Below are 23,619 nucleotides of genomic sequence, written 5' to 3'. Positions count from 1 at the left end.
TGGCAGGGAAGGCTCAGCTCAAGCAGAAGACGCGCAGGCGATGACCATCCGGATCGAGTGCGGTGAAGGTGTAGCCGAAGTCCATCTGGGTTGGCGGCTGGATGATCTCGACGCCGTGCTGCTGCCAGTCGCGGTGCAGGCGCAGTACCTCGGCGTGGCTCTGCACGGGCATACCCAATTCGCTGCCACCGGCTTGTGCCTCGGTGCCCGGCTGCACGCCAGTGCGCGTCCAGAGGCCGAACTTCAGGCCATTGTCGAAAACGAACAGGGCGAAGGTCGCCCCGTTTTCCACCGGGTCGCGCTGCAGCAGCTCCGCGTAGAAACCGGCGCTGCGCTGGGCATCGTCGACGTAGAAAATGATCATGTTCGGGCTGACCATGGAAAACTCCTTCCTGTTGAATGAACCGGCTTCGGTGCCGGCCATCGCAGGCTATGGCGTACCCGAGTCAGTTTCCGGCAGCAGTGATTCACTGCGCGGGGATGTCGTGCTGCGCGTACCAGTCCTTGAGCAACGCCTGGCGCGGGTAGCGCTCCGCCAGGCTGCTGACCTGCTCCATGCGGTCGAGCCGGAAGTGCCGCAGGTCCTGGCGCAGCTCGCACCAGGCCATCACCACGCGAACCTGTTCGAAGTAGCCCAGGCCGAACGGCCAGACCACCCGTTCGGTGAACCGGCCACTGGCATCCCGATAGGCGAACCGCAGCTTGCCCTGCCGGCGGATGCTGTCTCGCACCTGACCCAGCAACTCGTCCGTCACTCGTTCGAGGGGCCGGCTGCCCACCAGCAACGCGTTGCTCTCCAGCTCCAGGCGCAGGTTGGCCGGCAGCACCGAGCCGACCTTCGCCAGCACGTCCCGCGCGGCCGCTACCAGACCCTGGTCGCCATGCCGGCTCACCCAGCGCATGCCCAGCACCAGCGCCTCGATTTCCTCCAGCGAGAACATCAGTGGCGGCAGTTCGAAGCCGGGACGCAGCACGTAACCGACGCCCGCCTCACCCTCGATATGGGCGCCCTGCTGCTGCAGGGTGGCGATGTCGCGGTACAGCGTGCGCAGGCTGATGCCCAGCTCATCGGCCAATTGCCGCCCCGACACCGGACGACGGTGGCGCCGCAGTATCTGCAGCAGGTCGAGCAGCCGCTGGGCTCGGGACATGGTGAAAACTCGATGGCTGATGTCGGCCGGCTAGTCCAGCACGCCGACGGCCCGCCGACAACCGCGATGTCGTCCGCTCCCGCTCCGGCTGCAGCGACGCCCTTTCCCACAACCTGATTGCCCCGTATCCTCGCGATGTTCCGACAGCCGACCCGCTTCCCGATGCACGACCTGATCCCCCAGGGCGCCCGCGACCTGGACAGCCTGCTGCAGACTTTCCGGCAGATCGCCCCGCTGCTCGATGCCATGCCCGGCGTGGTGTTCTTCATCAAGGACACCGCGGCGCGCTACGTGCTGGTCAACCAGACCCTGGCGCGTCGCTGCGGCATGAAGGATGCCCGCGAGTTGCTCGGACGCACCGCCGAAGACGTGTTTCCCTCGCGCTTCGGCCCGATCTACACCGAGCAGGATCGACGCGTACTGGACACCGGCGGCCAGCTCAGCGACCAGTTGGAGCTGCACCTCTACCCCGGCCGCCAGCCCGGCTGGTGCCTGACCCACAAGCTCGCACTGCGCGATGCCAGCGGTGTGGTGATCGGCATGGCAGGGATTTCCAGCGACCTGCAGGCGGCGCAGTCCACGCACCCGGCCTATCAGCGCCTCGCGGCGGTGGACGCCTACATCCGCGAGCACTTCGACAAGCCGATCAACCTTGGCGAGCTGACCGAACTGGCCGGGCTGTCCGTCGCCCAGCTGGAACGCCACTGCAAGCGCATCTTCCAGCTCACGCCCCGGCAGATGATTCACAAGGCACGTCTGGGCGCGGCCACTCGCCTGCTCGGCGAAGACCTGCCGATCACCGAGATCGCCCTGCGCTGCGGCTACACCGACCACAGCGCCTTCAGCCGGCAGTTCCGCGCGCTCACCGGGCTGTCGCCGACGCAGTATCGCGAGTCGCAATCCGCTTCCAGCTGACGGGCCCCGCGTCCGTACCTGGGCGGTTCGCGAGCAAGCTCGCTCCTACAGGTTCACACCAGCGCTCGTCGTAGGAGCGAGCTTGCTCGCGCACGCTTTTCCACCCCGACCCGCAGAATCCCACCGAGTGCTCCCATAAGGGGCAGCGAAACGCCCTCCTGCTTCATTTGGTAACAGCGCCCAGAACCCGCCTACAGTTGATTGGGAAGGCCTCCAGCAGCCAATCCCCCGAACACCGGGCCTTGCGACCCATGGGTCACGCTCGAGTGGTTTCTGGCACATGCCTTGCTCTAAGAAATATCGTATACGAAATCCATAATACAAAAATCGCTGCACAACACTGACTCAGAGAGGCCCCCATGAAATTCACCCGAATTGCCCTAGCCCTCACCGCTGTGTTTCTCGTCGGCCAAGCCCAGGCCGACAAGCTCGATGACATCATCGAATCCGGCAAGCTGCGCTGCGCCGTGACCCTGGACTTCCCGCCCATGGGTTCGCGCGATGCGCAGAACAACCCGGTCGGTTTCGACGTGGATTACTGCAACGACCTGGCAAAGGTGCTGGGTGTGACTGCCGAAGTCGTCGAGACGCCTTTCCCGGACCGTATCCCTGCGCTGGTTTCCGGCCGCGCCGACGTGATCGTCGCCTCCACCTCCGACACCCTGGAGCGCGCCAAGACGGTCGCCATGACCATCCCCTACTTCGCCTTCCAGATGGTCGTTCTGACCCGCGAGGACACCGGCATCACGAAATACGACGACCTCAAGGACCGCCCGGTGGGCAACACCAGCGGCACCTACGAAGCCATCGCCCTGGAGAAGGACGTGAAGAAGTGGGCCGGCAAGGGCAGCTTCCGCGCCTACCAGAGCCAGAACGACACCATCCTCGCCGTCGCCCAGGGCCACATCGACGCCACCGTGGTCACCAACACCGTCGCCGCCTCCACCCTCAAGTCCGGCAAGTACAAGGGCCTGAAGGTCGTGGGTAACGCGCCCTACGTCATCGACTACGTGTCGCTGGCCGCCGCGCGCAACGAGTACGGCCTGATCCACTACCTCAACCTCTTCGTCAACCAGCAGGTCCGCACCGGCCGCTACGCCGAGCTGTACGAGAAGTGGGTCGGCGGCACCCCGGTCGATCTCACCGTTCCCCACGTATACTACTGACAGCGGGTGCGACATGTCTTCGATGCAGGCTTCAAGGGTGCAGGAGTCACGCCTGACAGGGCGGGTCCTGATGGGGGGTAGCGCCGAAGGGGCGCTACTCCATGCCGACACCGGGCTGAGCTTCTGGGGAGGCGTCGAGCCTTTCACGGGCGAGGTCATCGACCGCCACCATCCGCTGTCGGGCAGCTTCCTGCCCGGCCGGGTGCTGGCGATTCCCAGCGGACGCGGCTCCTGTACCGGCAGCAGCGTGATGCTGGAAATACTGCTCAACGGCCACGCGCCAGCAGCCCTGCTGCTGGCCGAGCCGGACGAGATCCTTACCCTCGGTGTGTTGGTGGCGCAGGCGTTGTTCGGCCGCTCCATCCCGGTGTTGTGCCTGGGGCGCGAGGGTTTCGAGCAGTTGTCCGCGGGCGGCTGGGCCCGTATCGAAGACGGTCAGGTAACACTCACCGCCGAGCGCCCTGCCGATGGCTGGCAGGGCGTGATGGCCAGCGACGCCGGCCCGCTGCCGGAAGGCCTGGCGCTGACTGCTGGCGACCACGAGTTGCTCGACGGCCAGCACGGCAAGGCCGCCCAGGCCGCCATGCAGATCGTCCTGCGCATGGCGGCGCTACAAGGCGCGAAGGATCTGCTCGATGTCGCCCAGGCGCACATCGACGGCTGCATTTATACCGGCCCCGCGAGCCTGCGCTTCGCCCGCCAGTTGGCGGACTGGGGCGGCAAGGTGAAGGTGCCGACCACCCTCAATTCCATCTCCGTGGACCATCGCCGCTGGCGCGAGCTGGGCGTCGACAAGGCCTTCGGCGAACCCGCCGCTGCGCTGGGCGACGCCTACATGGCGATGGGCGCGCAGATGAGCTACACCTGCGCGCCCTACCTGCTGGACAGCAAACCGGGCCTGGGCGAGCAGGTGGTCTGGGCCGAGTCCAACGCCGTGGTGTACGCCAACAGCGTGCTCGGCGCGCGGACCCTGAAATACCCGGATTACCTCGACATCTGCATCGCCCTCACCGGCCGCGCGCCGAACGTCGGCAGCCACCGCGACGAAGGCCGGCTGGCGACGTTGCGGATCGATGTCGAGCTGCCGGTCGAACACGACGAATCGATCTTCCCGCTGCTCGGCTACCACATCGGCGAGCTGTGCGGCTCACGCATCCCGGTGGTCGACGGCCTGCAGCCGCTGGCCCCGGACAGCGACGCGCTGAAAGCCTTCGGCGCGGCCTTCGCCACCACCTCCGCCGCACCGATGTTCCACATCGCCGGCATCACCCCGGAAGCGCCGGACGTCGCCACCGCCCTGGGCGGCCAGTCGCCGCTGCAACACCTGCGCGTCACCCCGGCGGACCTCATCGCCTCCTGGCGCGAGCTGGACCACGCGACAGAACCCAACGTGCAACTGGTGTCCCTGGGCAATCCGCACTTCTCCGCCAGCGAATGCGCCGAGCTGGCGAAGCGGGTCGCCGGGCGCCGCAAGCATCCGGGCGTCGCGCTGGTCATCACCCTCGGCCGCGCCGTGCAGGAAAAGGCCCGCGCCGCCGGTGACGTGCAGGTGCTGGAAGACTTCGGCGCGCAACTGCTGAACGACACCTGCTGGTGCATGATCGGCGAGCCGGTGATCCCGCCAGCCTGCACCACGCTGATGACCAACTCGGCGAAATACGCCCACTACGGTCCGGGCCTGGCCGGGCGCCAGGTGCATTTCGGCAGCCTTGCCGCGTGCGTCGAGGCGGCCTGCAGCGGTCGAGGCGACAGTGGCGTGCCGCGCTGGCTGAGCGAGGGGGTGCGCTGATGTTCAACTACAGCTTCCACTGGCGCTCCGCCTTCAAGGCCCTGCCGGACATGCTCGGCGGCGCCTGGGTGACCCTGGAGACGGCTGCGCTGTCGATGATCCTGGGCGTGCTCATCGCCCTGCTGCTGACCGTCATGCGGCAGATGAAGAACCCGCTGCTCAAGGGTTTCGCCGACACCTGGGTATCCATCGCACGCAACACCCCGTCGCTGTTCCAGATCTACATCCTCTACTTCGGCCTGGGCTCCTTCGGCCTGCACGTCAGCTCCTGGGTGGCGCTGCTGGCGGGAATCACCTTCAACAACGCCGGCTACCTCGCGGAGAACTTCCGTGGCGGCCTCAAGGCCGTGCCGGACACCCAGATGCGTGCCGCACGCTCGCTGGGCATGAGCGCCTTCCAGGCGTACCGGATGATCATCGTTCCGCAGCTGTTGCGCATCGTCTATTACCCGCTGACGAACCAGATGGTCTGGGCGGTGCTGATGACCTCGCTGGGCGTGGTGGTGGGCCTGAACAACGACCTCACCGGCGTGACCCAGGACTTCAACGTGCGCACCTTCCGCACCTTCGAGTACTTCGCCCTGGCCGCGGTGCTCTATTACCTCATCGCCAAGGTCATCGTGGCGGTCGCCCGCCTGTTGAGCTGGCGGCTGTTCCGCTACTAGGAGAAGCGCGCATGTTTTCCACGAGCTTCACCGCAGGCGACCTGATGTTCCTGCTGCAAGGGGCCTGGGTCACCGTCAAGCTGACCGTCGGCGCCATGCTCATCGGTACCCTCGCCGGCATCGTGCTGGGCTGGCTGCGCGCTGCCCTGCCACGGGCCACGATGCCGGTCGGCTGGTTCCTCGACATCTTCCGCAGCGTGCCGCTGCTGATCCAGTTCGTGCTGTTCAACTCGCTGAAAAGCATCGTCGGCCTGAACTGGAGCGCCTTCACCGTCGGCTGCCTGGTGCTGGGCGTTTACGCGGCGGCGTTCTGCACCGAGATCATCCGCAGCGGCATTCTCGCCGTCGGCCCGAACATCCGCCGGGCGAGCCGCTCGCTGGGCCTGACCTACTGGCAGGACCTGCGCTACATCGTGCTGCCGCTGGCCGCGCGCGTGGCCTTCCCCGGCTGGCTGAACCTGGTGCTGGGGGTGATGAAGGACACCGCGCTGGTCATGTGGATCGGCATCGTCGAACTGCTCCGCGCCTCGCAGACCATCGTGACGCGCATCCAGGAACCCCTGCTGGTGCTGTGCATCGCCGGGGTCATCTATTACCTCATGAGTTGGGTCGTGGCGCGCCTCGGTGCCCGGCTGGAACAAAGGTGGCAGGAAAATGATTGAAATCGACAACGTGCACAAAGCCTACGGCGATCTGGAAGTGGTCAAGGGCGTCAGCCTGACCGTGAAGAAAGGCGAAGTGGTCTCGATCATCGGCGGCTCGGGGTCGGGCAAGTCCACCCTGCTGATGTGCATCAACGGCCTGGAGCCGATCCAGCGCGGCAAGATCCGCGTCGACGGCATCGAGGTCCACGCCAAGACCACCGACCTGAACAAGCTGCGGCAGAAGATCGGCATCGTCTTCCAGCAGTGGAACGCCTTCCCGCATCTCACCGTGCTGGAAAACGTCATGCTCGCCCCGCGCAAGGTGCTCGGCCTGTCCAAGGAGGACGCCGAGGCGATGGCGGTGAAGCAGCTCAAGCACGTGGGCCTGGGCGACAAGCTCAAGGTGTTCCCGCAGAAGCTCTCCGGCGGGCAGCAGCAGCGCATGGCGATTGCCCGCGCGCTGGCCATGTCGCCGGACTACATGCTGTTCGACGAGGCCACCTCGGCGCTCGACCCGCAACTGGTGGGCGAGGTGCTCGACACCATGCGCCTGCTCGCCGAAGAAGGCATGACCATGGTCCTGGTGACCCACGAGATCCGCTTCGCCCGCGACGTATCCGACCGCGTGGCGTTCTTCCGCGACGGGCTGGTGCACGAGATCGGCACGCCGGACCAGGTGATCGTCAACCCGCAGCGGGCGGAGACGGCGGAATTCCTCCGCTCGGTGAACTGACAGACAAGAGCCCCTCTCCCTAACCCTGTCCCGCAAGCGGGAGAGGGGACTGAGCGGAGCAGGAAGAAACCAAGGCATCAGCCGGCACAGCCTGCCCACTCTCCCTTCAGGGAGAGGGCTGGGGAGAGGGCGACCGGGCACGGAACCAGGAGACAGACATGCGTTCGAGCAAGATCATCCATGTGGTCAGCTGCCACGCCGAAGGCGAGGTCGGCGACGTCATCGTCGGCGGCGTCGCCCCGCCGCCGGGCGACACCGTGTGGGCGCAGTCGCGCTTCATCGCCAGCGACAACGTACTGCGCAACTTCGTCCTCAACGAGCCGCGCGGCGGCGTGTTCCGCCACGTGAACCTGTTGGTGCCGCCGAAGGACCCACGCGCGCAGATGGCCTGGATCATCATGGAGCCCGCCGACGTGCCGCCCATGTCCGGCTCCAACTCGCTGTGCGTCAGCACCGTGCTGCTCGACAGCGGCATCCTGCCGATGCAGGAGCCGCAGACGCGCCTGACCCTGGAAGCCCCCGGCGGTCTGATCGAAGTCGTGGCCGACTGCAAGGACGGCAAGGTACAGCGCGTGGAAGTGCGCAACCTGCCCTCCTTCGCCGACCAGCTCGACGCCTGGATCGAAGTGGAAGGCCTGGGCTCGCTGCAGGTGGATACCGCCTATGGCGGCGACAGCTTCGTGCTCGCCGACGCCCACGCCCTCGGCTTCACCCTGCACGCCTCGGAGGCTGCCGACCTGGTCGCCACCGGCCTGAAGATCACTCGGGCGGCGAACCAGCAGCTGGGCTTCAAGCACCCGGAAAACCACGACTGGGCGCATATCTCCTTCTGCCAGCTGACCGCTCCGGTCGAGCGTGTCGACGGCGTGCTGCACGGCCGCAACGCGGTGGTCATCCGTCCCGGCAAGATCGACCGCTCGCCCTGCGGCACCGGCTGCTCGGCGCGCATGGCGGTGCTGCATGCCAAGGGCCAGCTGAAGGACGGCGAGCGCTTCGTCGGCCATTCGATCATCGATTCCAGATTCCACTGCCGCATCGACGGCCTCACCAGCGTCGGCGGCAAACCCGCGATCCACCCGTGCATTTCCGGTCGTGCCTGGATCACCGGTACCCACCAGCATCTGCTCGATCCGTCCGATCCGTGGCCCGAAGGCTATCGACTCTCGGACACCTGGCCGAACGGCTACTGATTTCCCCCTTTCAACCCTGATTCGCCGCGTAGCGGCACCCGACGACGAAATGCTGGGGGATTTCCTTCAGACGTTTCGTATACGAAATACGACAAGTGGAGACAAACATGAGCAAGAAGGTCAATTGGAGTGGCGTGTTCCCCGCGGTGACCACTCAGTTCAACGACGATTTCTCGGTCAACCTGGAAGCCACCCACACGGTGATCTCCAACCTGGTGCGCGACGGCGTCTCGGGTCTGGTGGTGTGCGGTAGCGTCGGCGAGAACACCTCGCTGTCCATTGAGGAAAAGATGGCCGTCACCGAAGTCGCCAAGGACGCCTCCGGCGGCCGCGTACCGGTGATCTGCGGCATCGCCGAGTTCACCAGCCATGGCGCCTCCCAGGTAGCCAAGGCGGTGCAGAAGGTCGGCGTCGACGGCATCATGGTGATGCCCGCGCTGGTCTACTCCTCCAAGCCCCACGAGACTGCCGCGCACTTCCGCAGCGTGGCCACCAGCACCGACCTGCCGGTGATGGTCTACAACAACCCGCCGATCTACAAGAACGACGTCACCCCGGACATCCTCATCTCCCTGGCCGACTGCGAGAACATCGTCTGCTTCAAGGACAGCTCCGGCGACACCCGCCGCTTCATCGACGTGCGCAATGAAGTGGGCGACCGCTTCATCCTCTTCGCCGGCCTCGACGACGTGGTTCTGGAGAGCATCGCGGTAGGCGCCGAGGGCTGGATCTCCGGCATGTCCAACGTCTTCCCGCAGGAAGGCGAGACCATCTTCCGCCTGTGCAAGGCTGGTCGCTACGAAGAGGCCATGCCGATCTACGAATGGCTGATGCCGATCCTTCACCTCGACGCCCGCCCGGACCTGGTGCAGTGCATCAAGCTCTGCGAAGAGATCGCCGGCCGCGGCACCGCCCTCACCCGTCCGCCGCGCCTGGCGCTGCAGGGCGCTGATCGCGAGCACGTGGAAAAGATCATGGCCAAGGCGCTGGCGAACCGACCGAAGCTGCCGGATGTGGGGCTTTGACTCGAGTTGTATCGAGTGTCCGGGACAACCCTCTCCCCCGCCCTCTCCCTGAAGGGAGAGGGAGTATCCGAGCGAGATGACGCTCCGCTGCTCTCCTGATGCATAGGTAGCAGGAGAGGCACGCGGCAACGCATCCTGCCGGCCCAGTTCCCTCTCCCTTCAGGGAGAGGGTTAGGGAGAGGGGCTCTCGCTCCCGCACAAAGCCCACCGAGACGATGGAACCCATCTCATGACCGCCCAGAACTTCATCGCCGGCCAGCGCGTCGGCGCCGGCACCATCCGTCTGCAGAGTCTCGACGCCAGCACCGGCGAAGCCCTGCCCCGCGAATTCCTCCAGGCCACCGAGGCCGAAGTCGACGCGGCCGCCCGCGCCGCCGAAGCCGCCTTTCCGGCCTACAGCACACTGTCACCGGAACGCCGTGCGCAGTTCCTCGACGCCATCGCTACTGAACTGGAAGCCCTCGGCGACGACTTCATCGCCACCGTCTGCCGCGAAACCGCGCTACCTGCCGCGCGCATCCAGGGAGAACGCGGCCGCACTGCTAATCAAATGCGCCTGTTCGCCAAGGTCCTGCGCCGTGGCGACTTCCTCGGCGCGCGCATCGACAGCGCGCTGCCCGAGCGCCAACCGCTGCCACGCCCGGACCTGCGCCAGTACCGCACCGGCGTCGGCCCGGTCGCCGTGTTCGGTGCCAGCAACTTCCCGCTGGCCTTCTCCACCGCCGGTGGCGACACCGCCGCCGCACTGGCCGCCGGCTGCCCGGTGGTGGTCAAGGCCCACAGCGGCCACATGGCCACCGCCGAGTTCGTCGGCGAGGCCATCACCCGCGCGGCCGAGGCCACCGGCATGCCGGCCGGCGTGTTCAACATGATCTACGGCGCCGGCGTCGGCGAACCGCTGGTGAAGCACCCGGCAATCCAGGCAGTCGGCTTCACCGGCTCGCTCAAGGGTGGTCGTGCGCTGTGCGACCTGGCCGCTGCGCGCCCGCAGCCGATTCCGGTATTTGCCGAAATGAGCAGCATCAACCCGGTGCTGGTGTTGCCCACCGCGCTGCAAGCGCGTGGCGAGAGGGTCGCCCGCGAGCTGGCGGACTCCGTGGTCATGGGCTGCGGCCAGTTCTGCACCAATCCGGGCCTGGTGATCGGCATCGCCTCGCCGGCGTTCAGCCTGTTCGTCGCCAACCTGATCACCGAGATCGGTCAGCGCCCAGCACAGACCATGCTCAACGCCGGCACCCTGAAGAGCTACGAGAAAGGCATTGCCCGTCTGCTCGCCCATCCCGCCGTGCGACACCTCGCCGGCCAGGCGCAGGAGGGCAACCAGGCGCTGCCGCAACTGTTCCAGGCCAAGGCCGAATTGCTGCTGGCAGGCGAGGAGCTGCTGCAGGAGGAAGTCTTTGGCCCGACCACCCTCATCGTCGAGGTCGCCGATGAAGCCGAACTGCGCCGCGCGCTGGACGGCCTGCATGGCCAGCTCACAGCCACGCTGATCGCCGAAGCCGAGGACCTGTCACGCTTCGCCGCGCTGGTGCCGGTGCTTGAGCGCAAGGCCGGGCGCCTGCTGATCAACGGCTACCCGACCGGCGTGGAGGTCTGCGATGCGATGGTCCACGGCGGCCCCTATCCGGCAACCTCGGATGCGCGCGGCACCTCGGTCGGCAGCCTGGCCATCGATCGCTTCCTGCGCCCGGTGTGCTACCAGAACTACCCCGACGCGCTGCTGCCTGATGCGCTGAAGGACGCCAACCCGCTGGGCATCGCGCGGCTGGTGGATGGCGAGACGACGCGCGGCGCGGTCACTCGCTGAAAGTTCGTCGGCGCGGGAGTGAACTGTCGGCCAGTCCCGCGCCGATGCTCAGCCCCGGCCTTGTGCCGGGGCTTTTTTATGCCCATTTATTCTTGAGCCCAGGCACCGAGCAAACCTGTAGGAGCACGCCCTCCGCGGGATCGCGAGCAGCGTGTGCTCGTGTCATTCCAGCAGCTTGCGCAGATCGGCATACAGCGAATCGCTGATTTCCACGCCCTCGACGAGGCTGCGCCGGCGCGCCGCGAAGCGCCGCTGGGACGGCAGCCGCGCGCCCATGTCGACGATGGATTCGAACAGCGTCTCCGCTCGCGCCAGGTGCTGCGGGGCGTCCGCGCCAAGGAAGCGTGCCGGGTCCAGCGCGATCAGCAGCTCGCCATGGTGCGGCGAGGATTTCGTCCCCTCGTCGAACACCGAGGACTCCGCACTGGTCAGGTCGCCGATCAGCGGCCCGGCAATCAGCTCGACCATGGTCGCCAGCGCCGAGCCCTTGTGCCCGCCGAAGGTCAGCATGGCGCCGTCGAGCACGGCGCTCGGGTCGGTGCTGGGGTTGCCCTGGGCGTCGATGCCCCAGCCCAGCGGGATCGACTTGCCCTCGCGCTCGTGCAGCTGGATTTCCCCGCGCGCCACCACCGTGGTGGCGAAGTCGAAGACATATGGATCGTTTTCACCGCGCGGCCAACCGAAGGCGATGGGGTTGGTCCCGAACAATGGCCGGGTTCCACCGGCTGGTGCCACATAGGCCTGCGCCGGCGTGACTGCCAGCGCGACCAGGCCCTGGGCGGTGATCCGTTCGATTTCCACCCATAACGCCGAGAAATGCACGCAGTGGTTGATCGCCAACGCGGCCAGGCCCTGGCTGCGGGCCTTCTCTGCCAGCGTCGGCAGACCGAGGTCGAACGCGCACTGGGAGAAACCGCCCTTGGCATCCACGCGCACCAGCGCGGGCGCAGGCTCGGACAGCTCCGGCACGGCATCGGGCACGACCTTGCCGGCACGCACGGTGTGAATGCAGCCCAGCAGCCGCCACACGCCGTGGGACGTGCAGCCATCGCGCTCGCCGGCCAGCACGGTGTCGGTCACCGCCTGCACGTGGGGTTCACTGAAGCCGTTGTGGCGCAGGATCGCCACCGACAAGTCGCGCAATTCATCCAGGCTCATTCGGGTCACGCCATTCTCCTCGAGTGCTGAAAAAGCTGCGGCAATCCGCCGCCGGTCGGTGATCCTGTCTACCATGGCGCCTCGCACCCTGCACCGCTTGCGCGCAATCGCCGGTGGCGGCGACGATTTCGGCACAGCCCTGCGCCCCCAACCCGACCATCCGGTCGTCCGAAGGATTGGCCCCACGTTGCTTGGGCCAATCCGGAGCTTCGGGTAAACTTCCGCATCTTTGCCTTCTCATAACGATCAGCCTGATGCCCACGACGTTTCACGAGATTCCCCGCGAGCGCCCTGCCACGCCCCTGCTCGACCGCGCCAGCACGCCGGTCGAGCTGCGCCGGCTGGGCGAAGCGGAGCTGCTGACGCTCGCTGACGAACTGCGCCAGTACCTGCTGTACAGCGTCGGCCAGACCGGCGGCCACTTCGGCGCGGGCCTGGGCGTCATCGAACTGACAGTCGCCCTGCACTACGTCTTCGACACCCCGGATGACCGTCTGGTGTGGGATGTGGGCCACCAGGCCTACCCGCACAAGATCCTCACCGGTCGCCGCGAGCGCATGGGCAGCCTGCGCCAGAAGGACGGCCTGGCCGCCTTCCCGCGCCGCTCGGAGAGCGAGTACGACACCTTCGGCGTCGGTCACTCCAGCACCTCCATCAGCGCCGCCCTCGGCATGGCCATCGCGGCACGCATGCAGGGCTCCGGGCGCAAGTCGGTCGCGGTGATCGGCGACGGCGCACTGACTGCCGGCATGGCCTTCGAGGCGCTCAACCACGCGTCGGAGGTCAAGGCCGACATGCTGGTGATCCTCAACGACAACGACATGTCGATCTCGAACAATGTCGGCGGCCTGTCCAACTACCTGGCCAAGATCCTCTCCAGCCGCACCTACAGCAGCATGCGCGAAGGCAGCAAGAAAGTGCTCTCGCGCCTGCCCGGCGCCTGGGAGATCGCCCGCCGCACCGAGGAATACGCCAAGGGCATGCTGGTCCCCGGCACGCTCTTCGAGGAACTGGGCTGGAACTACATCGGCCCCATCGACGGCCACGACCTGCCGACCCTGATCGCCACCCTGCGCAACATGCGTGACCTCAAGGGCCCGCAGTTCCTTCACGTGGTGACCAAGAAGGGCAAGGGCTTCGGCCCCGCCGAGATCGATCCGATCGGCTACCACGCCATCACCAAGCTCGAACCCGAAGGCGCCCCCGCCCACGCCGTGCCGAAGAAGGCCGGCGGGCCGAAGTACTCCAGTGTGTTCGGCCAGTGGCTGTGCGACATGGCTGCCCAGGACCCGCGCCTGGTCGGTATAACCCCGGCGATGAAGGAAGGCTCCGACCTGGTCGCCTTCGCCGACAGGTTCCCCGACCGCTACTTCGACGTCGCCATCGCCGAGCAGCACGCCGTGACCCTGGCGGCCGGCATGGCCTGTGACGGCGCCAAGCCGGTGGTGGCGATCTACTCCACCTTCCTGCAGCGCGGCTACGACCAGTTGATCCACGACGTCGCGGTGCAGAACCTCGACGTGCTGTTCGCCATCGACCGCGCCGGTCTGGTGGGCGAAGACGGCCCGACCCACGCCGGCAGCTTCGACCTCTCCTACCTGCGCTGCATCCCCGGCATGCTGGTGATGACGCCCAGCGACGAGAACGAACTGCGCAAGCTGCTGACCACCGGCCATCACTTCGAAGGCCCGGCGGCGGTGCGCTACCCGCGCGGCACTGGCCCCAACGCCCCCATCGAGGCAGCGCTGGAATCGGTCGAGATCGGCAAGGGCGTGGTGCGCCGTGAAGGCACGGCCGGCAAGGTCGCCTTCCTGGTGTTCGGCGTGCAGCTGGCCGAAGCGCTGAAAGTGGCCGAGCAGTTCGACGCCACGGTCGCCGACATGCGCTTCGTCAAGCCGCTGGACGAGGCACTGGTGCGCCAGCTGGCCGCCAGCCACGAGTTGCTGGTGACCATCGAGGAGAACTCGGTGATGGGTGGCGCCGGCGCCGCCGTCAGCGAATTCCTCGCTCGCGAGAACCTCCAGCAGCCGATCCTGCACCTGGGCCTGCCGGACTACTACGTCGAGCACGCCAAGCCTGCGCAGATGCTTGCGGAGTGCGGCCTGGACGCCGCCGGCATCGAAGCCTCGGTGAAGGCGCGCCTGGAGGCCCTCGGCAACCGCTGAGACCGATCGGCGCATCCCTCCCCCGGAGTATTGCCAGCAACGGGCGCACCGACTAAGGTGCGCCCGTTTTCGTTCGAGGTAACGGGAAGCAGGTGAAAGACCTGCGCTGCCCCCGCAACGGTAACCGACGCACTCCCTGCGGGCGTGCAGCATCGCCATGAGCCACTGCACGAATGTGGGAAGGCGGCGATGTGACGTCGGCAGCCCGGAGACCGCCCTCGACACGCCCCGACAGGTGTTGCGGAGGGCCGCACCGTCAAGTGCGGCCTGCCGCCCTTGCCACGCCCTCCTCGAAAGTCATCCGACCGCTTTTGAGGACGCTCCATGAAACTGACCCGACTCGCCCTGGCCACCAGCCTGCTGCCCGGCATGGCCTTCGCCGCTGGCGACATCTACACGCTCTCCGACCAGGTGATCACTTCCGCCCGCCAGGCCCAGCCGCGCGCCGAGGCCACCTCGGCCAACAGCGTGTTCACCCGCGCCGACATCGAACGCCTGCAGGTGCGCAGTGTCCCCGCCCTGCTCGCCCGCGTGCCCGGCGTGCAGATGGGCAGCTCCGGCGGCGTGGTCTCCTACTCCGTGCGTGGCGCCAGCACCGCGCAGACCCTGGTCCTGGTGGACGGCCAGCGCATCGCCTCGGCCAGCAGCGGCATCGCCCGCCTGGACTACCTGAGCATCGACAGCATCGAGCGCGTCGAAGTGACCCGCGGCCCGCGCTCAGCCCTGTACGGCGCCGACGCCATCGGCGGGGTCATCCAGATCTTCACCCGCCGCGGCGAAGCCGGCCTGCACCCCGAAGTGCGCCTGGCCGCCGGCAGCCACGGCACCTTCGAGCGCAGCCTGAACCTCTCCGGCGGTGACGCGCAGACCCGCTACAACCTCGGCGGCAGCCTCGACGAAAGCCAGGGCTGGGACCGCACCAGTGACAACGTCGGCGCCGACAACGACCACGATGCCCAGCGCAACAAGGCCGTGCACCTGAACCTGGACCATCGCTTCAGCGAGGACTGGAAGGCCGGCCTGAACCTCAACGACCAGCGCGGCAAGAACGAATACGACGACGCCTACAATTTCGAGCCGGGTTCGCCCCGCGACGAATTTCGCGTCAGCAGCTACAGCGCCTACCTCGACGGCCAGATCACGAAAATCTGGAACAGCCGCCTGGAACTGGGTCGCAGCTTCGACCGCAACAAGGCCGTGGGCGCTGCCGACAGCTGGAACAACGGCACGCTGGAAACCACCCGCCATTCGGCGAGCTGGATCAACCGCCTGCAGCTGGACGACGCCAACCAGTTGGCCCTGGGCGCCGACTGGTACGAAGACCAGGTCGACGGCACCACCGCGTTCGCCGACGACCAGCGCAGCAACCGTGCCTTCTTCGCCCAGCACAGTTTCAAGGGCGACAGTTTCGGCACCGAGCTGGGCATCCGCCATGACAACAACCAGGCCTACGGCAGCCAGAACAGCTGGAACGCCGCCTTCAGCCTGCCGGTGGGCGACAACCAGACCTGGATCGCCAGCTACGGCGAGGGCTTCCGCGCACCGACCTTCAGCGACCTCTACTACCCCGGCGCGAGCAACCCGGACCTCAAGGCCGAGACCTCGAAGACCTACGAGCTGCAATGGCGCGGCGACATCGAAGGCACGCACCTGGAGGCCTCGCTGTACCGCACCGAGATCGACGACATGATTGCCTGGGACAGCAACAGCAATCAGCCGGAGAACATCAACAAGGCGCGCATCGATGGCTTCGAGGCCAGCGTCGCCCGCGACGTGCTCGGCTGGCAGGCCGCGCTCGGCCTGAGCCTGATCGACCCGCGCGACCGCGACACCGGCCATACTCTGCCGTACCGCGCGCGCCGTACCCTGAGCCTGGACCTCGACCGCCAGTTCGGCGTCTTCGGCGTCGGTGGCACCTGGCGCGCGGTCAGCCAGCGCTACGACGACGCGGCCAACACCCGCGAGCTGTCCGGCTACGGCGTGCTCGACCTGCGCACCAGTTGGCTGGCCAGCAGCGAGATTCGCGTCGACCTGAAGCTGGATAACGTCCTGGACCGCGACTACACCCTGGGCGACTACCTGCGCCCGACCAGCCCCACCGACTACTTCGGCGAAGCCCGCCCCTACCAGGAACCCGGCCGCACCGCGCTGCTGGCGGTGACCTGGACGCCGGAGCTGTAAGGCCACATCGGCATTTCCCCTGTAGGAGCGGCCCATGGGGCGCTCCTACAGGGAGCATCGGTGCGCGGGCTATTCGCGAGCAAGCTCGCTCCTACAGGTTCGAATTACACCGACAGACCGCGCTGCTCGTCGCAGGAGCGAGCTTGCTCGCGAACCCGCACGGCAGCGGACTCAGCCCAGAAGCCCCGCCATCCGCCCGAGCTCCGCGCAGTCCTGCGCGTGCCAGTCGGTCAGCTCCGGCCAAGGGTTCTCGGTGAGGTTCACCAGCGCGCTGTGCGCACCCGCGGCGCGGGCGCAGTAGAGGTCGAAGCGGTAGTCGCCGACCATCAGCATCCGCTGCGGCGCCACGTCCCAGCGCGCGGCGAGACGCAGCAGGCCGTCCGGGCTGGGCTTGGGATCGGCCTCGCCACGGCCGAGAACATCCTCGGTCAGGAAGCAATCACCGATACCAATCGCCGCCAGCGTGATCAGCGCCAGCTCGTGGGCATTGCGGGTGAGGATGCCCAGGCGATAGCCGGCGCCATGCAGCGCGCGCACCAGTTCAACGGCACCCGGTGCGGCGGTGGAAGCCACCGCCAGTTCGCGCTCGTGCTCCAGCAGCCAGGCATGCTTGGCCGCCGCCTCGTCCTCCGGCAGCGCAGCCAGGTGGGTGAGGATGTCGTGCTCCTGGGGAATCCCCAGGGCCCGCTTGATCGACGGGAAATCGTGCACGGCCAGGGTCAGGGTGCCGTCCATGTCGAACACCCAGTGGCGGATGCTGTCCAGCGTCATGCCCAGTCCTCGCGGCGGCGGATCAGGCCTTCCTGGGTCGAGGACGCGACCAGTTGGCCGTCACGGTTGAAGATGCTGCCGCGCACGAAGCCGCGGCCATTGCCGGCCCAGGGACTGTCGATGGCGTAGAGCAGCCACTCGTCCGCGCGCAGGTCGCGGTGGAACCACACGGAATGGTCGATGGTGGCGACCTGCATGTCCTTCTGCCACACCGAGCGGCCGTGGGGCAGCAGCGAGGTGGTGAGGAAGCCGAAGTCCGAGGCGTAGGCGAGGATGTACTTGTGCAGCGCCGGGATGTCCGGCAGCTTGCCATCGGCGCGCAGCCACAGGTACTTGATCGGCTCGCCGACCTCCGGATCGTACGGGTCGTTCTCGGTCACCGGGCGAATTTCGATGGGCTTGGGATAGAGCAGCTTGTCGCGGATGCGCTCGGGGAACTGCGCCGCACTGCGTTTTTTCAGCTCCTGGTCGGTCGGCAGGTTCTCCGGGCCGACCACGTCGGGCATGCTGATCTGGTGCTCGAAGCCTTCCTCGTCGGTCTGGAACGAGGTGCTCAGGGCGAAGATCGGCTGGCCCTTCTGGATCGCGGTGACGCGGCGGGTACTGAAGGTGCCGCCGTCACGCACGCGGTCGACCTGATAGACGACCGGCTTGCTGGCATCGCCCGGGCGCAGGAAGTAACCGTGCATTGAGTGCACATGGCGCTCCGGCTCCACGGTCTGGCTCGCCGCCGACAGCGCCTGGCCGAGCACCTGCCCGCCATACAGCTGGCGGAACCCGAGGTCCTGGCTCATGCCGCGGAACAGGTTCTCTTCGATCTGTTCCAGGCTCAGCAGAGCCACCAGGTTGTCCAGGATCTGGGTCATGCGCGTTGTTTCCTCAATGGCGGTCTTGCTGAAGTGGGAGTCGGCGTGGCGCGTTGTAGGCGGGAAGGCTGGTGAGGCGTTCGTCCCATACCGCGCGGCCGATAGTGAAATGATAGAGGCTGACCGGGCAGTCCGAACCGCCGCCGAGCAATTCGTCCAGCGCCGGATCGAAATAGCAGCCGATGCCGGTGCCCGACAGGCCCGCCGCCTCGGCTTCCAGATAAAGCAGTTGGCCGATCTGCCCGGCTTCCCAGTACAGGCGCGGGTATGCCCAGGCGCCCTCGATCAGCGCGGCGTCGAGGTCGGCCAGCATGGCAAAGGCCACACAGCCGTCGCTGGCGATGTCCTGCCCACAGGACAGGAACGCCGACAGCCCGCGCGCATCGCCGGACAGCAGGCGGTACAGCGGCACGCCGCTCTCCTCGACCGGCTGCCACAGGTAATCCTCGCGCAGGCCGCCGGCCTCGCGGCCGCTGCGACCCAGCCAGTACAGGCCGGGCTCCAGGCCCTGGACGCGGTGAACGAAGAGCAGCAGGTCGATCCGCGATGGCTCGCCGGTGCAGGCAAAAGGCACGGGCGAGCGCTCGGGCATCAGGCGGCGCAGCCAGGCATACAACAGCTCGGCGTGGATGCCGCTGCGGCCGTCCATGGACTGCGCACTGCGTCGGCGATGCAGGATCGGACGCAACGGCAGGCCGGGGTTATCCACAGCCGCGTCGGTTTCCGGCGCGGACCAGTCGCGGGCAGGCAGCGCAGGCGCGCGGCACAGGGAGTGCACGCGCTGCAGTTCCGGCCAGTGGCGATAATCCCGCGACAGGCGATTGGGCACGCCGGCCAGCGGCAGCTCGGCAACCCCCTTGAGCAGGTTGCCTGGCAGCGGGAATTCGGCGGGCTGTGCCGGCCCGATCCACAGCAGGGCATCGGCGAATTCCTGCTCGCTGAATCCCTCGCGGTCGAGGCCGATCAGCGTATCCAATTGCGCTTCCGCCACGCCGCGCAGCAGGCGCAGGTCCCAGCCCTGGATTGCCGCGGCGATGCCGAGGCAGGCCAGCGCATGGCCCAGATCATGATTGCAGTAGCGATAGGCGCGCTCGCCGTATTTCCAGGCCTCGCGCCAGGGAATGCTCGCCAGCGCCAGCAGGAAACCGCCGGCGGGCAGCACGTCGTCCAGTTGATTGGCCAGCGGCGCAGGCAGTTCGGCGCGCACCTCCAGCACATGCTCGTCGGCACTGTAGTGCGCCAGCAGCGCGGCGTTATCCACAGCCCCGGCAGGCAACAGCAGATAGGCCTCGGTCGGGTGCAGGTTGCCGCTCGACGGGTTGACCCGCAGCGCCCAGCGGCTGCCACCGGCGTCCTTCCAGGCGGACAGCGCGAGGCTGTCGTAGAGCAGTTGCGAGACGCTGGCGAGGTTCAGCGGTGCAGGCGCGCCGAGCGGGCCGGCGAACACTTCGTCATAGCCCGGCGACTCTTCCTGCGGGCGGTGCAGCAGGTCGATGCAGCGCGCGCCGGCATAGCGGCGGAAGGCGGCCGGCTGGGTCGCCCAGTCGAGCTGTCCAGGGCCGGGAGCGAAGCGCTCCGGGCGATGGCTGCTCAGTGCGTGATAGGCGCGCACACCGTCTTCGGGCTTCATGGACGAGGGATCCGGTAGAGCACATGCTGGCGCAGCGGATGGCCTTCCGGCAGGCGCGGATGCTCGAAGTCACCGGCCTCGTCGCGCATCATCCCCAGGCGCAGCATCAGCCCCTGCGACGGCAGGTTGGCCGGCACGGTGAAGGCCACCACTTCGCCCAGCTTCAACTGCCCGAAGGCGAACGCCAGCACCGCGCGCGCCGCTTCCAGCGCGTACCCCTGGCGCCAATAAGCCGTGTTGAAACGCCAGCCAATCTCGACTGCCGGAGTGAAGGCGGCTTCGAAGGACACCCGCGCCAACCCGAGCACGCCGATGAACGCAGCGTCCGCGCGGCGCTCGACGACCCACTGGCCGAAACCGTGCTCGTCGAAGTGCTGGAGGATGCGCGCGGCCAGCAGGTCGCTGTCCTCGCGGCTCAGGCAGGCGGGGAAATGGCGCATCACCTCGGCGTCGGCATTCAGCGCAGCGAAGGGCAGCAGATCGTCATGGCGCCACGGACGCAGCAGCAGGCGTTCGGTGGTCAGGCTGGGAAAATCCATGGGAATCATCGCGGATCATCAAAGGTCACCATGATACCCGGCGACGAGCCTGTAGGAGGCAATCCGTCAGACAACGCGCAATCGATTCAGCACAGAGGCGCCTTCATCTGGTATTTTTCTCCTACCTTCGCTGTCGGTCACTGCCTTGACCGTGCTCACGCAGACAGCCGCGCCGCCAGGGCGCACCTCAAAAAGACCAAGGAACCCCAATGACGACCTCCACCACCGGACTGCAACGCAGTACGGCCCTGGTGCTTTTCGCGTTGGCTGTCGGCGGCTTCGCCATCGGCACCACCGAATTCGCCACCATGAGCCTGCTGCCCTACTTCGCCCCAGCGCTGGGCATCGATGCCCCGACCGCCGGCCACGTGATCAGCGCCTACGCCCTGGGCGTGGTCGTCGGTGCACCGCTGCTGGCGGTGCTCGGCGCGCGCCTGCCACGCCGTACCCTACTGGTGCTGCTGATGGCGCTGTTCGCCATCGGCAACGGCCTGAGCGCCCTGGCGCCGACCTACCACTGGATGCTGCTGTTCCGCTTCATCAGCGGCCTGCCCCATGGCGCCTATTTCGGCATCGCCGCGCTGGTCGCCGCCTCCATCGTGCCGCCGCACCGGCGAACCGTGGCGGTCGGGCGGATGTTCCTCGGCCTCACCGTCGCCACCATCATCGGCGTGCCGCTGGCCAACTGGCTGAGCCAGGCCGTGGGCTGGCGCTGGAGCTTCGCACTGGTGGCCGCGCTGGGTGTGCTGACGATGATCTGCGTGCGCCTGCTCGCGCCCCACTCCCCCGCCGAGCCCGACTCCAGCCCGCTGCGTGAGCTCGGTGCGCTCAAGCGCGGCCAGGTCTGGCTGACCCTGGGTATCGGCGCCATCGGTTTCGGCGGACTGTTCGCGGTGTACACCTACCTGGCCGACATCCTTGGCGCGGTGACCCACGTCTCGCCGAGCATCGTGCCGCTGATCATGGCGGTGTTCGGTATCGGCATGACCCTGGGCAACCTGTTCATTCCGGTGCTCGCCGACCGCGCCGTGATGCCCACCGCGGGCGGCCTGCTGGTATGGAGCGCAGTGGTGCTGGCGATCTTCCCGTTCACCGCCGGGAACATCTGGACCATTTCCATCTGTGTGTTTTTCGTCGGCTTCGGCGGCGCCCTGGGCACCGTGCTGCAGACCCGCCTGATGGACGTCGCCGAAGACGCCCAGGGGCTCGCCGCGGCGCTGAACCACTCGGCATTCAACTTCGCCAACGCCCTGGGCCCATACCTAGGAGGGCTGGCCCTGGCGGCCGGCTACGGCTGGACCTCGCCGGGCTGGGTCGGCAGCCTGCTGGCGATCGGCGGCTTCGTCCTCTGGTCGGTCTCGGTCGCCACCAACCGCAGCTCGCGACGCGACGCAGCCGTCTCCAACGAAGGCTGATACGCGGGATCGAACGGACAGCGCCGGCGCACTGCCGGCCCTTTCGTCTGCGCCGTGTGCCGACGTACCCTGTACGGCACATTCCCGATCCGCCGACACCATGCCGCTGCCCCTGGTCTACCACGACGACTACAGCCCGCCCTTCCCGGACAACCATCGCTTCCCGATGGAAAAGTTCCGCCTGCTGCGCGATCACCTGGTGGACAGCGGGCTGGTCGCTGACGAGCGATTGCTGCGCCCGGAACTCTGTCCGCCGGACGTCCTCGCCCTGGCTCACGACCGCGACTACATCGAGCGCTACTGCAGCGGCGAGATGAGCCGCGAGGAACTGCGCCGCCTCGGCCTGCCCTGGACCGAAGCGCTGGCGCGGCGCACGGTGCGCGCGGTGGGTGGATCGCTGCTCAGTGCAGAACTGGCGCTACAGCACGGCCTGGCCTGCCATCTCGCCGGCGGCACGCACCATGCGCACCACGACCATGCCTCGGGCTTCTGCATCTTCAACGATCTGGCGGTGATCAGCCTGTACCTGCTGGAAAGCGGCAAGGCGAGCCGGGTGCTGATCTTCGACTGCGACGTGCACCAGGGCGACGGCACCGCGCGCATCCTGGAAAACGTGCCGGACGCGGTGACCGTGTCCCTGCACTGCGAAAAGAACTTCCCCGCGCGCAAGGCGCAGAGCGACTGGGACATTCCCCTCCCGCTGCACCTGGGCGACGCGGAGTACCTGAAGGTGGTGCAGCAAGCGCTGGATTACCTGCTGCCGCTGTACCAGCCGGACATCGTGCTCTACGACGCCGGCGTGGACGTGCACAAGGACGACGCCCTCGGCTACCTGCAGCTCACCGACGCCGGGCTGGCGGCGCGGGACGAACACGTCATCCGCCGCTGCCTGGCCAGCGACATTCCGGTGGTGGGCGTGATCGGCGGTGGCTACGACAAGGACCGCCAGGCCCTGGCACGCCGCCACGGTATCCTCCACCACAGCGCTGCGCGGGTAGCGGCGGAGTTTCAGCTGACGCGGTAGCGGGCGTTGTTGCTGTCCATGCGCGAGGGCAGGCGCTGCTGTTCCCAGCGCTTCATTTCATGGTCGGTGAACGCCAGCAGCGCAATGGCGCGCACACGACTGTCCTCGGGGTAGTGCTTCTCACAGAAACGCATGACCTGTTCCGGCACGTGGTGCTGCAGCAGCTCCTGGGCCCGCAGCGGCCCTGCGTACTGCAGGTAGCGCGGCAACAGCCGGCTCCAGCTGGTGAACACATAGAGGTTGTGCAGTGCGATCTGTATCGACAGCAGTTCGAGCACCCGCTGCTCGAACTTCACCTTTGCGCCCTGCAGGTTCTTGTTCAGGCGCACCACCATATGAGCGACCGCCTCGTTGAGCAGGGTGCGAATTTCCTCGCCAGGGAGCGCACGGATCACAATATCGAGGCCATTCACCCGCACACGGGTGTCGCTGCCCTCCATCCACAGGTGGGCCTCATGGGAGCGAAGGTAATCACGGACTTTCATCGACATTCGGACCAAGGTTGCAAGAGGCCCGCATGCTGATGGATTCACAAAAGTGCCAATATCGGCACATTCCCGATCCCCTGTCGGAATTGTCGCAACCCCTCCACATCGGCAACGGGAGGTGACCCCTCATCTTTTCCACGGCAACTGTGGAGCGGCCTGTGGATAAGCTGCGGGAAAGCGGCTGTCACCCCCGCCGCCACAGGTTTGGCGAGTCCTGAGCGGAAAATGACCAACCGGCGCGGAGCGACGCTGCGCTAGAATTGCGGCCTTTCCCGCTCTCCTTCGCCTGGCCTTCTG

At 67.2% G+C, this 23,619-nt stretch carries 21 protein-coding genes and 1 riboswitch; of the genes, 13 read left to right on the top strand and 8 right to left on the bottom strand.

Annotation, left to right across the window (positions count from 1 at the left end; genetic code table 11):
- Positions 1–13: 13 nt before the first annotated feature.
- Positions 14–379, bottom strand: coding sequence for a VOC family protein (locus AC1ZV1_RS04260; RefSeq protein ID WP_484295647.1), 366 nt, complete (start codon positions 377–379; stop codon positions 14–16).
- A gap of 88 nt (positions 380–467) precedes the next feature.
- Positions 468–1,151, bottom strand: coding sequence for a helix-turn-helix transcriptional regulator (locus AC1ZV1_RS04255; protein ID WP_484295646.1), 684 nt, complete (start codon positions 1,149–1,151; stop codon positions 468–470).
- 135 nt (positions 1,152–1,286) lie between these two features.
- On the opposite strand from AC1ZV1_RS04255, the gene AC1ZV1_RS04250 reads away from it, so the two are divergent.
- The 9 genes from AC1ZV1_RS04250 to AC1ZV1_RS04210 all read left to right on the top strand — a co-directional run bounded on the left by AC1ZV1_RS04250 (position 1,287) and on the right by AC1ZV1_RS04210 (position 11,085).
- Positions 1,287–2,066 carry an AraC family transcriptional regulator gene (locus AC1ZV1_RS04250; protein WP_484295645.1) on the top strand — a complete coding sequence of 260 codons (780 nt, stop codon included), beginning with the start codon at positions 1,287–1,289 and terminating at the stop codon, positions 2,064–2,066.
- 359 nt (positions 2,067–2,425) lie between these two features.
- Positions 2,426–3,232, top strand: a complete 807-nt coding sequence (locus tag AC1ZV1_RS04245) for an ABC transporter substrate-binding protein (protein WP_484295644.1) — start codon at positions 2,426–2,428, stop codon at positions 3,230–3,232.
- Positions 3,233–3,302: 70 nt separating this feature from the next.
- Positions 3,303–5,021 carry a cis-3-hydroxy-L-proline dehydratase gene (lhpI, locus tag AC1ZV1_RS04240; protein WP_484295643.1) on the top strand — a complete coding sequence of 573 codons (1,719 nt, stop codon included), beginning with the start codon at positions 3,303–3,305 and terminating at the stop codon, positions 5,019–5,021.
- Positions 5,021–5,686 (top strand): amino acid ABC transporter permease, encoded by a 666-nt coding sequence (locus tag AC1ZV1_RS04235; protein ID WP_017521732.1) that lies wholly within the window; start codon positions 5,021–5,023, stop codon positions 5,684–5,686. The genes lhpI and AC1ZV1_RS04235 overlap by 1 nt, the downstream gene beginning before the upstream one ends.
- An 11-nt stretch (positions 5,687–5,697) precedes the next feature.
- On the top strand, positions 5,698–6,348 hold the full coding sequence (locus AC1ZV1_RS04230; RefSeq protein WP_484295642.1) for an amino acid ABC transporter permease: 651 nt from the start codon (positions 5,698–5,700) through the stop codon (positions 6,346–6,348).
- Positions 6,341–7,063, top strand: a complete 723-nt coding sequence (locus tag AC1ZV1_RS04225; RefSeq protein ID WP_484295641.1) for an amino acid ABC transporter ATP-binding protein — start codon at positions 6,341–6,343, stop codon at positions 7,061–7,063. Before AC1ZV1_RS04230 ends, AC1ZV1_RS04225 begins: the two co-directional genes overlap by 8 nt.
- Before the next feature lie 158 nt (positions 7,064–7,221).
- Positions 7,222–8,253 carry a trans-3-hydroxy-L-proline dehydratase gene (locus AC1ZV1_RS04220; protein ID WP_484295640.1) on the top strand — a complete coding sequence of 344 codons (1,032 nt, stop codon included), beginning with the start codon at positions 7,222–7,224 and terminating at the stop codon, positions 8,251–8,253.
- 107 nt (positions 8,254–8,360) lie between these two features.
- Positions 8,361–9,278, top strand: a complete 918-nt coding sequence (locus AC1ZV1_RS04215; protein ID WP_484295639.1) for a dihydrodipicolinate synthase family protein — start codon at positions 8,361–8,363, stop codon at positions 9,276–9,278.
- A gap of 229 nt (positions 9,279–9,507) precedes the next feature.
- Entirely contained in the window at positions 9,508–11,085 is a 1,578-nt protein-coding gene (locus AC1ZV1_RS04210; RefSeq protein WP_484295638.1) for an aldehyde dehydrogenase (NADP(+)), read from the top strand.
- Between the two features lie 162 nt (positions 11,086–11,247).
- Here AC1ZV1_RS04210 and AC1ZV1_RS04205 read toward each other — a convergent pair whose 3' ends face one another.
- Complete coding sequence (locus tag AC1ZV1_RS04205; RefSeq protein ID WP_484297500.1) at positions 11,248–12,243, bottom strand: Ldh family oxidoreductase; 996 nt, start codon at positions 12,241–12,243, stop codon at positions 11,248–11,250.
- 254 nt (positions 12,244–12,497) lie between these two features.
- On the opposite strand from AC1ZV1_RS04205, the gene dxs reads away from it, so the two are divergent.
- Together dxs and AC1ZV1_RS04195 are read left to right on the top strand one after the other, a co-directional pair.
- Positions 12,498–14,408, top strand: a complete 1,911-nt coding sequence (gene dxs / locus AC1ZV1_RS04200; RefSeq protein WP_484295637.1) for a 1-deoxy-D-xylulose-5-phosphate synthase — start codon at positions 12,498–12,500, stop codon at positions 14,406–14,408.
- A gap of 41 nt (positions 14,409–14,449) precedes the next feature.
- A riboswitch (cobalamin riboswitch) is annotated at positions 14,450–14,626 on the top strand.
- Between the two features lie 106 nt (positions 14,627–14,732).
- Positions 14,733–16,589: a TonB-dependent receptor domain-containing protein gene (locus tag AC1ZV1_RS04195; protein ID WP_484295636.1), complete on the top strand. Its 1,857-nt coding sequence runs from the start codon at positions 14,733–14,735 to the stop codon at positions 16,587–16,589.
- A gap of 171 nt (positions 16,590–16,760) precedes the next feature.
- Here AC1ZV1_RS04195 and AC1ZV1_RS04190 read toward each other — a convergent pair whose 3' ends face one another.
- From AC1ZV1_RS04190 to AC1ZV1_RS04175, 4 genes are read right to left on the bottom strand one after another with little or no spacing between them, the layout of a single operon-like run.
- Entirely contained in the window at positions 16,761–17,360 is a 600-nt protein-coding gene (locus tag AC1ZV1_RS04190) for an HAD family hydrolase (protein ID WP_484295635.1), read from the bottom strand.
- The gene (tesB, locus tag AC1ZV1_RS04185; RefSeq protein WP_448679170.1) at positions 17,357–18,226 is read right to left on the bottom strand and encodes an acyl-CoA thioesterase II; all 870 of its coding nucleotides are present in this window, start codon (positions 18,224–18,226) and stop codon (positions 17,357–17,359) included. The genes AC1ZV1_RS04190 and tesB overlap by 4 nt, the downstream gene beginning before the upstream one ends.
- Before the next feature lie 13 nt (positions 18,227–18,239).
- Positions 18,240–19,856 (bottom strand): nitroreductase family protein, encoded by a 1,617-nt coding sequence (locus tag AC1ZV1_RS04180; RefSeq protein ID WP_484295634.1) that lies wholly within the window; start codon positions 19,854–19,856, stop codon positions 18,240–18,242.
- On the bottom strand, positions 19,853–20,395 hold the full coding sequence (locus AC1ZV1_RS04175) for a GNAT family N-acetyltransferase (RefSeq protein WP_484295633.1): 543 nt from the start codon (positions 20,393–20,395) through the stop codon (positions 19,853–19,855). The genes AC1ZV1_RS04180 and AC1ZV1_RS04175 overlap by 4 nt, the downstream gene beginning before the upstream one ends.
- A 209-nt stretch (positions 20,396–20,604) precedes the next feature.
- Between AC1ZV1_RS04175 and AC1ZV1_RS04170 the strand changes: the two genes are divergently transcribed.
- Positions 20,605–21,810 carry an MFS transporter gene (locus tag AC1ZV1_RS04170; protein WP_484295632.1) on the top strand — a complete coding sequence of 402 codons (1,206 nt, stop codon included), beginning with the start codon at positions 20,605–20,607 and terminating at the stop codon, positions 21,808–21,810.
- Positions 21,811–21,910: 100 nt separating this feature from the next.
- Positions 21,911–22,834 (top strand): histone deacetylase family protein, encoded by a 924-nt coding sequence (locus AC1ZV1_RS04165; RefSeq protein WP_484295631.1) that lies wholly within the window; start codon positions 21,911–21,913, stop codon positions 22,832–22,834.
- Here the strand turns inward: AC1ZV1_RS04165 and AC1ZV1_RS04160 are convergent.
- Positions 22,819–23,319 (bottom strand): hypothetical protein, encoded by a 501-nt coding sequence (locus tag AC1ZV1_RS04160; protein WP_484295630.1) that lies wholly within the window; start codon positions 23,317–23,319, stop codon positions 22,819–22,821. The genes AC1ZV1_RS04165 and AC1ZV1_RS04160 overlap by 16 nt on opposite strands.
- Between the last annotated feature and the right edge of the window lie 300 nt (positions 23,320–23,619).

The organism is Pseudomonas sp. BB438 (assembly GCF_057180225.1).
This window is presented reverse-complemented; position numbering and strand designations above follow the sequence as displayed.

Excerpts from the sequence above, each read along its gene's own strand:
- AC1ZV1_RS04260 (WP_484295647.1), bottom strand. The coding sequence starts at position 379 with ATGGTCAGCCCGAACATGATCATTTTCTACGTCGACGATGCCCAGCGC.
- AC1ZV1_RS04255 (WP_484295646.1), bottom strand. The coding sequence starts at position 1,151 with ATGTCCCGAGCCCAGCGGCTGCTCGACCTGCTGCAGATACTGCGGCGC.
- AC1ZV1_RS04250 (WP_484295645.1), top strand. The coding sequence starts at position 1,287 with ATGTTCCGACAGCCGACCCGCTTCCCGATGCACGACCTGATCCCCCAG.
- AC1ZV1_RS04245 (WP_484295644.1), top strand. The coding sequence starts at position 2,426 with ATGAAATTCACCCGAATTGCCCTAGCCCTCACCGCTGTGTTTCTCGTC.
- lhpI (WP_484295643.1), top strand. The coding sequence starts at position 3,303 with ATGGGGGGTAGCGCCGAAGGGGCGCTACTCCATGCCGACACCGGGCTG.
- AC1ZV1_RS04235 (WP_017521732.1), top strand. The coding sequence starts at position 5,021 with ATGTTCAACTACAGCTTCCACTGGCGCTCCGCCTTCAAGGCCCTGCCG.
- AC1ZV1_RS04230 (WP_484295642.1), top strand. The coding sequence starts at position 5,698 with ATGTTTTCCACGAGCTTCACCGCAGGCGACCTGATGTTCCTGCTGCAA.
- AC1ZV1_RS04225 (WP_484295641.1), top strand. The coding sequence starts at position 6,341 with ATGATTGAAATCGACAACGTGCACAAAGCCTACGGCGATCTGGAAGTG.
- AC1ZV1_RS04220 (WP_484295640.1), top strand. The coding sequence starts at position 7,222 with ATGCGTTCGAGCAAGATCATCCATGTGGTCAGCTGCCACGCCGAAGGC.
- AC1ZV1_RS04215 (WP_484295639.1), top strand. The coding sequence starts at position 8,361 with ATGAGCAAGAAGGTCAATTGGAGTGGCGTGTTCCCCGCGGTGACCACT.
- AC1ZV1_RS04210 (WP_484295638.1), top strand. The coding sequence starts at position 9,508 with ATGACCGCCCAGAACTTCATCGCCGGCCAGCGCGTCGGCGCCGGCACC.
- AC1ZV1_RS04205 (WP_484297500.1), bottom strand. The coding sequence starts at position 12,243 with ATGAGCCTGGATGAATTGCGCGACTTGTCGGTGGCGATCCTGCGCCAC.
- dxs (WP_484295637.1), top strand. The coding sequence starts at position 12,498 with ATGCCCACGACGTTTCACGAGATTCCCCGCGAGCGCCCTGCCACGCCC.
- AC1ZV1_RS04195 (WP_484295636.1), top strand. The coding sequence starts at position 14,733 with ATGAAACTGACCCGACTCGCCCTGGCCACCAGCCTGCTGCCCGGCATG.
- AC1ZV1_RS04190 (WP_484295635.1), bottom strand. The coding sequence starts at position 17,360 with ATGACGCTGGACAGCATCCGCCACTGGGTGTTCGACATGGACGGCACC.
- tesB (WP_448679170.1), bottom strand. The coding sequence starts at position 18,226 with ATGACCCAGATCCTGGACAACCTGGTGGCTCTGCTGAGCCTGGAACAG.
- AC1ZV1_RS04180 (WP_484295634.1), bottom strand. The coding sequence starts at position 19,856 with ATGAAGCCCGAAGACGGTGTGCGCGCCTATCACGCACTGAGCAGCCAT.
- AC1ZV1_RS04175 (WP_484295633.1), bottom strand. The coding sequence starts at position 20,395 with ATGGATTTTCCCAGCCTGACCACCGAACGCCTGCTGCTGCGTCCGTGG.
- AC1ZV1_RS04170 (WP_484295632.1), top strand. The coding sequence starts at position 20,605 with ATGACGACCTCCACCACCGGACTGCAACGCAGTACGGCCCTGGTGCTT.
- AC1ZV1_RS04165 (WP_484295631.1), top strand. The coding sequence starts at position 21,911 with ATGCCGCTGCCCCTGGTCTACCACGACGACTACAGCCCGCCCTTCCCG.
- AC1ZV1_RS04160 (WP_484295630.1), bottom strand. The coding sequence starts at position 23,319 with ATGAAAGTCCGTGATTACCTTCGCTCCCATGAGGCCCACCTGTGGATG.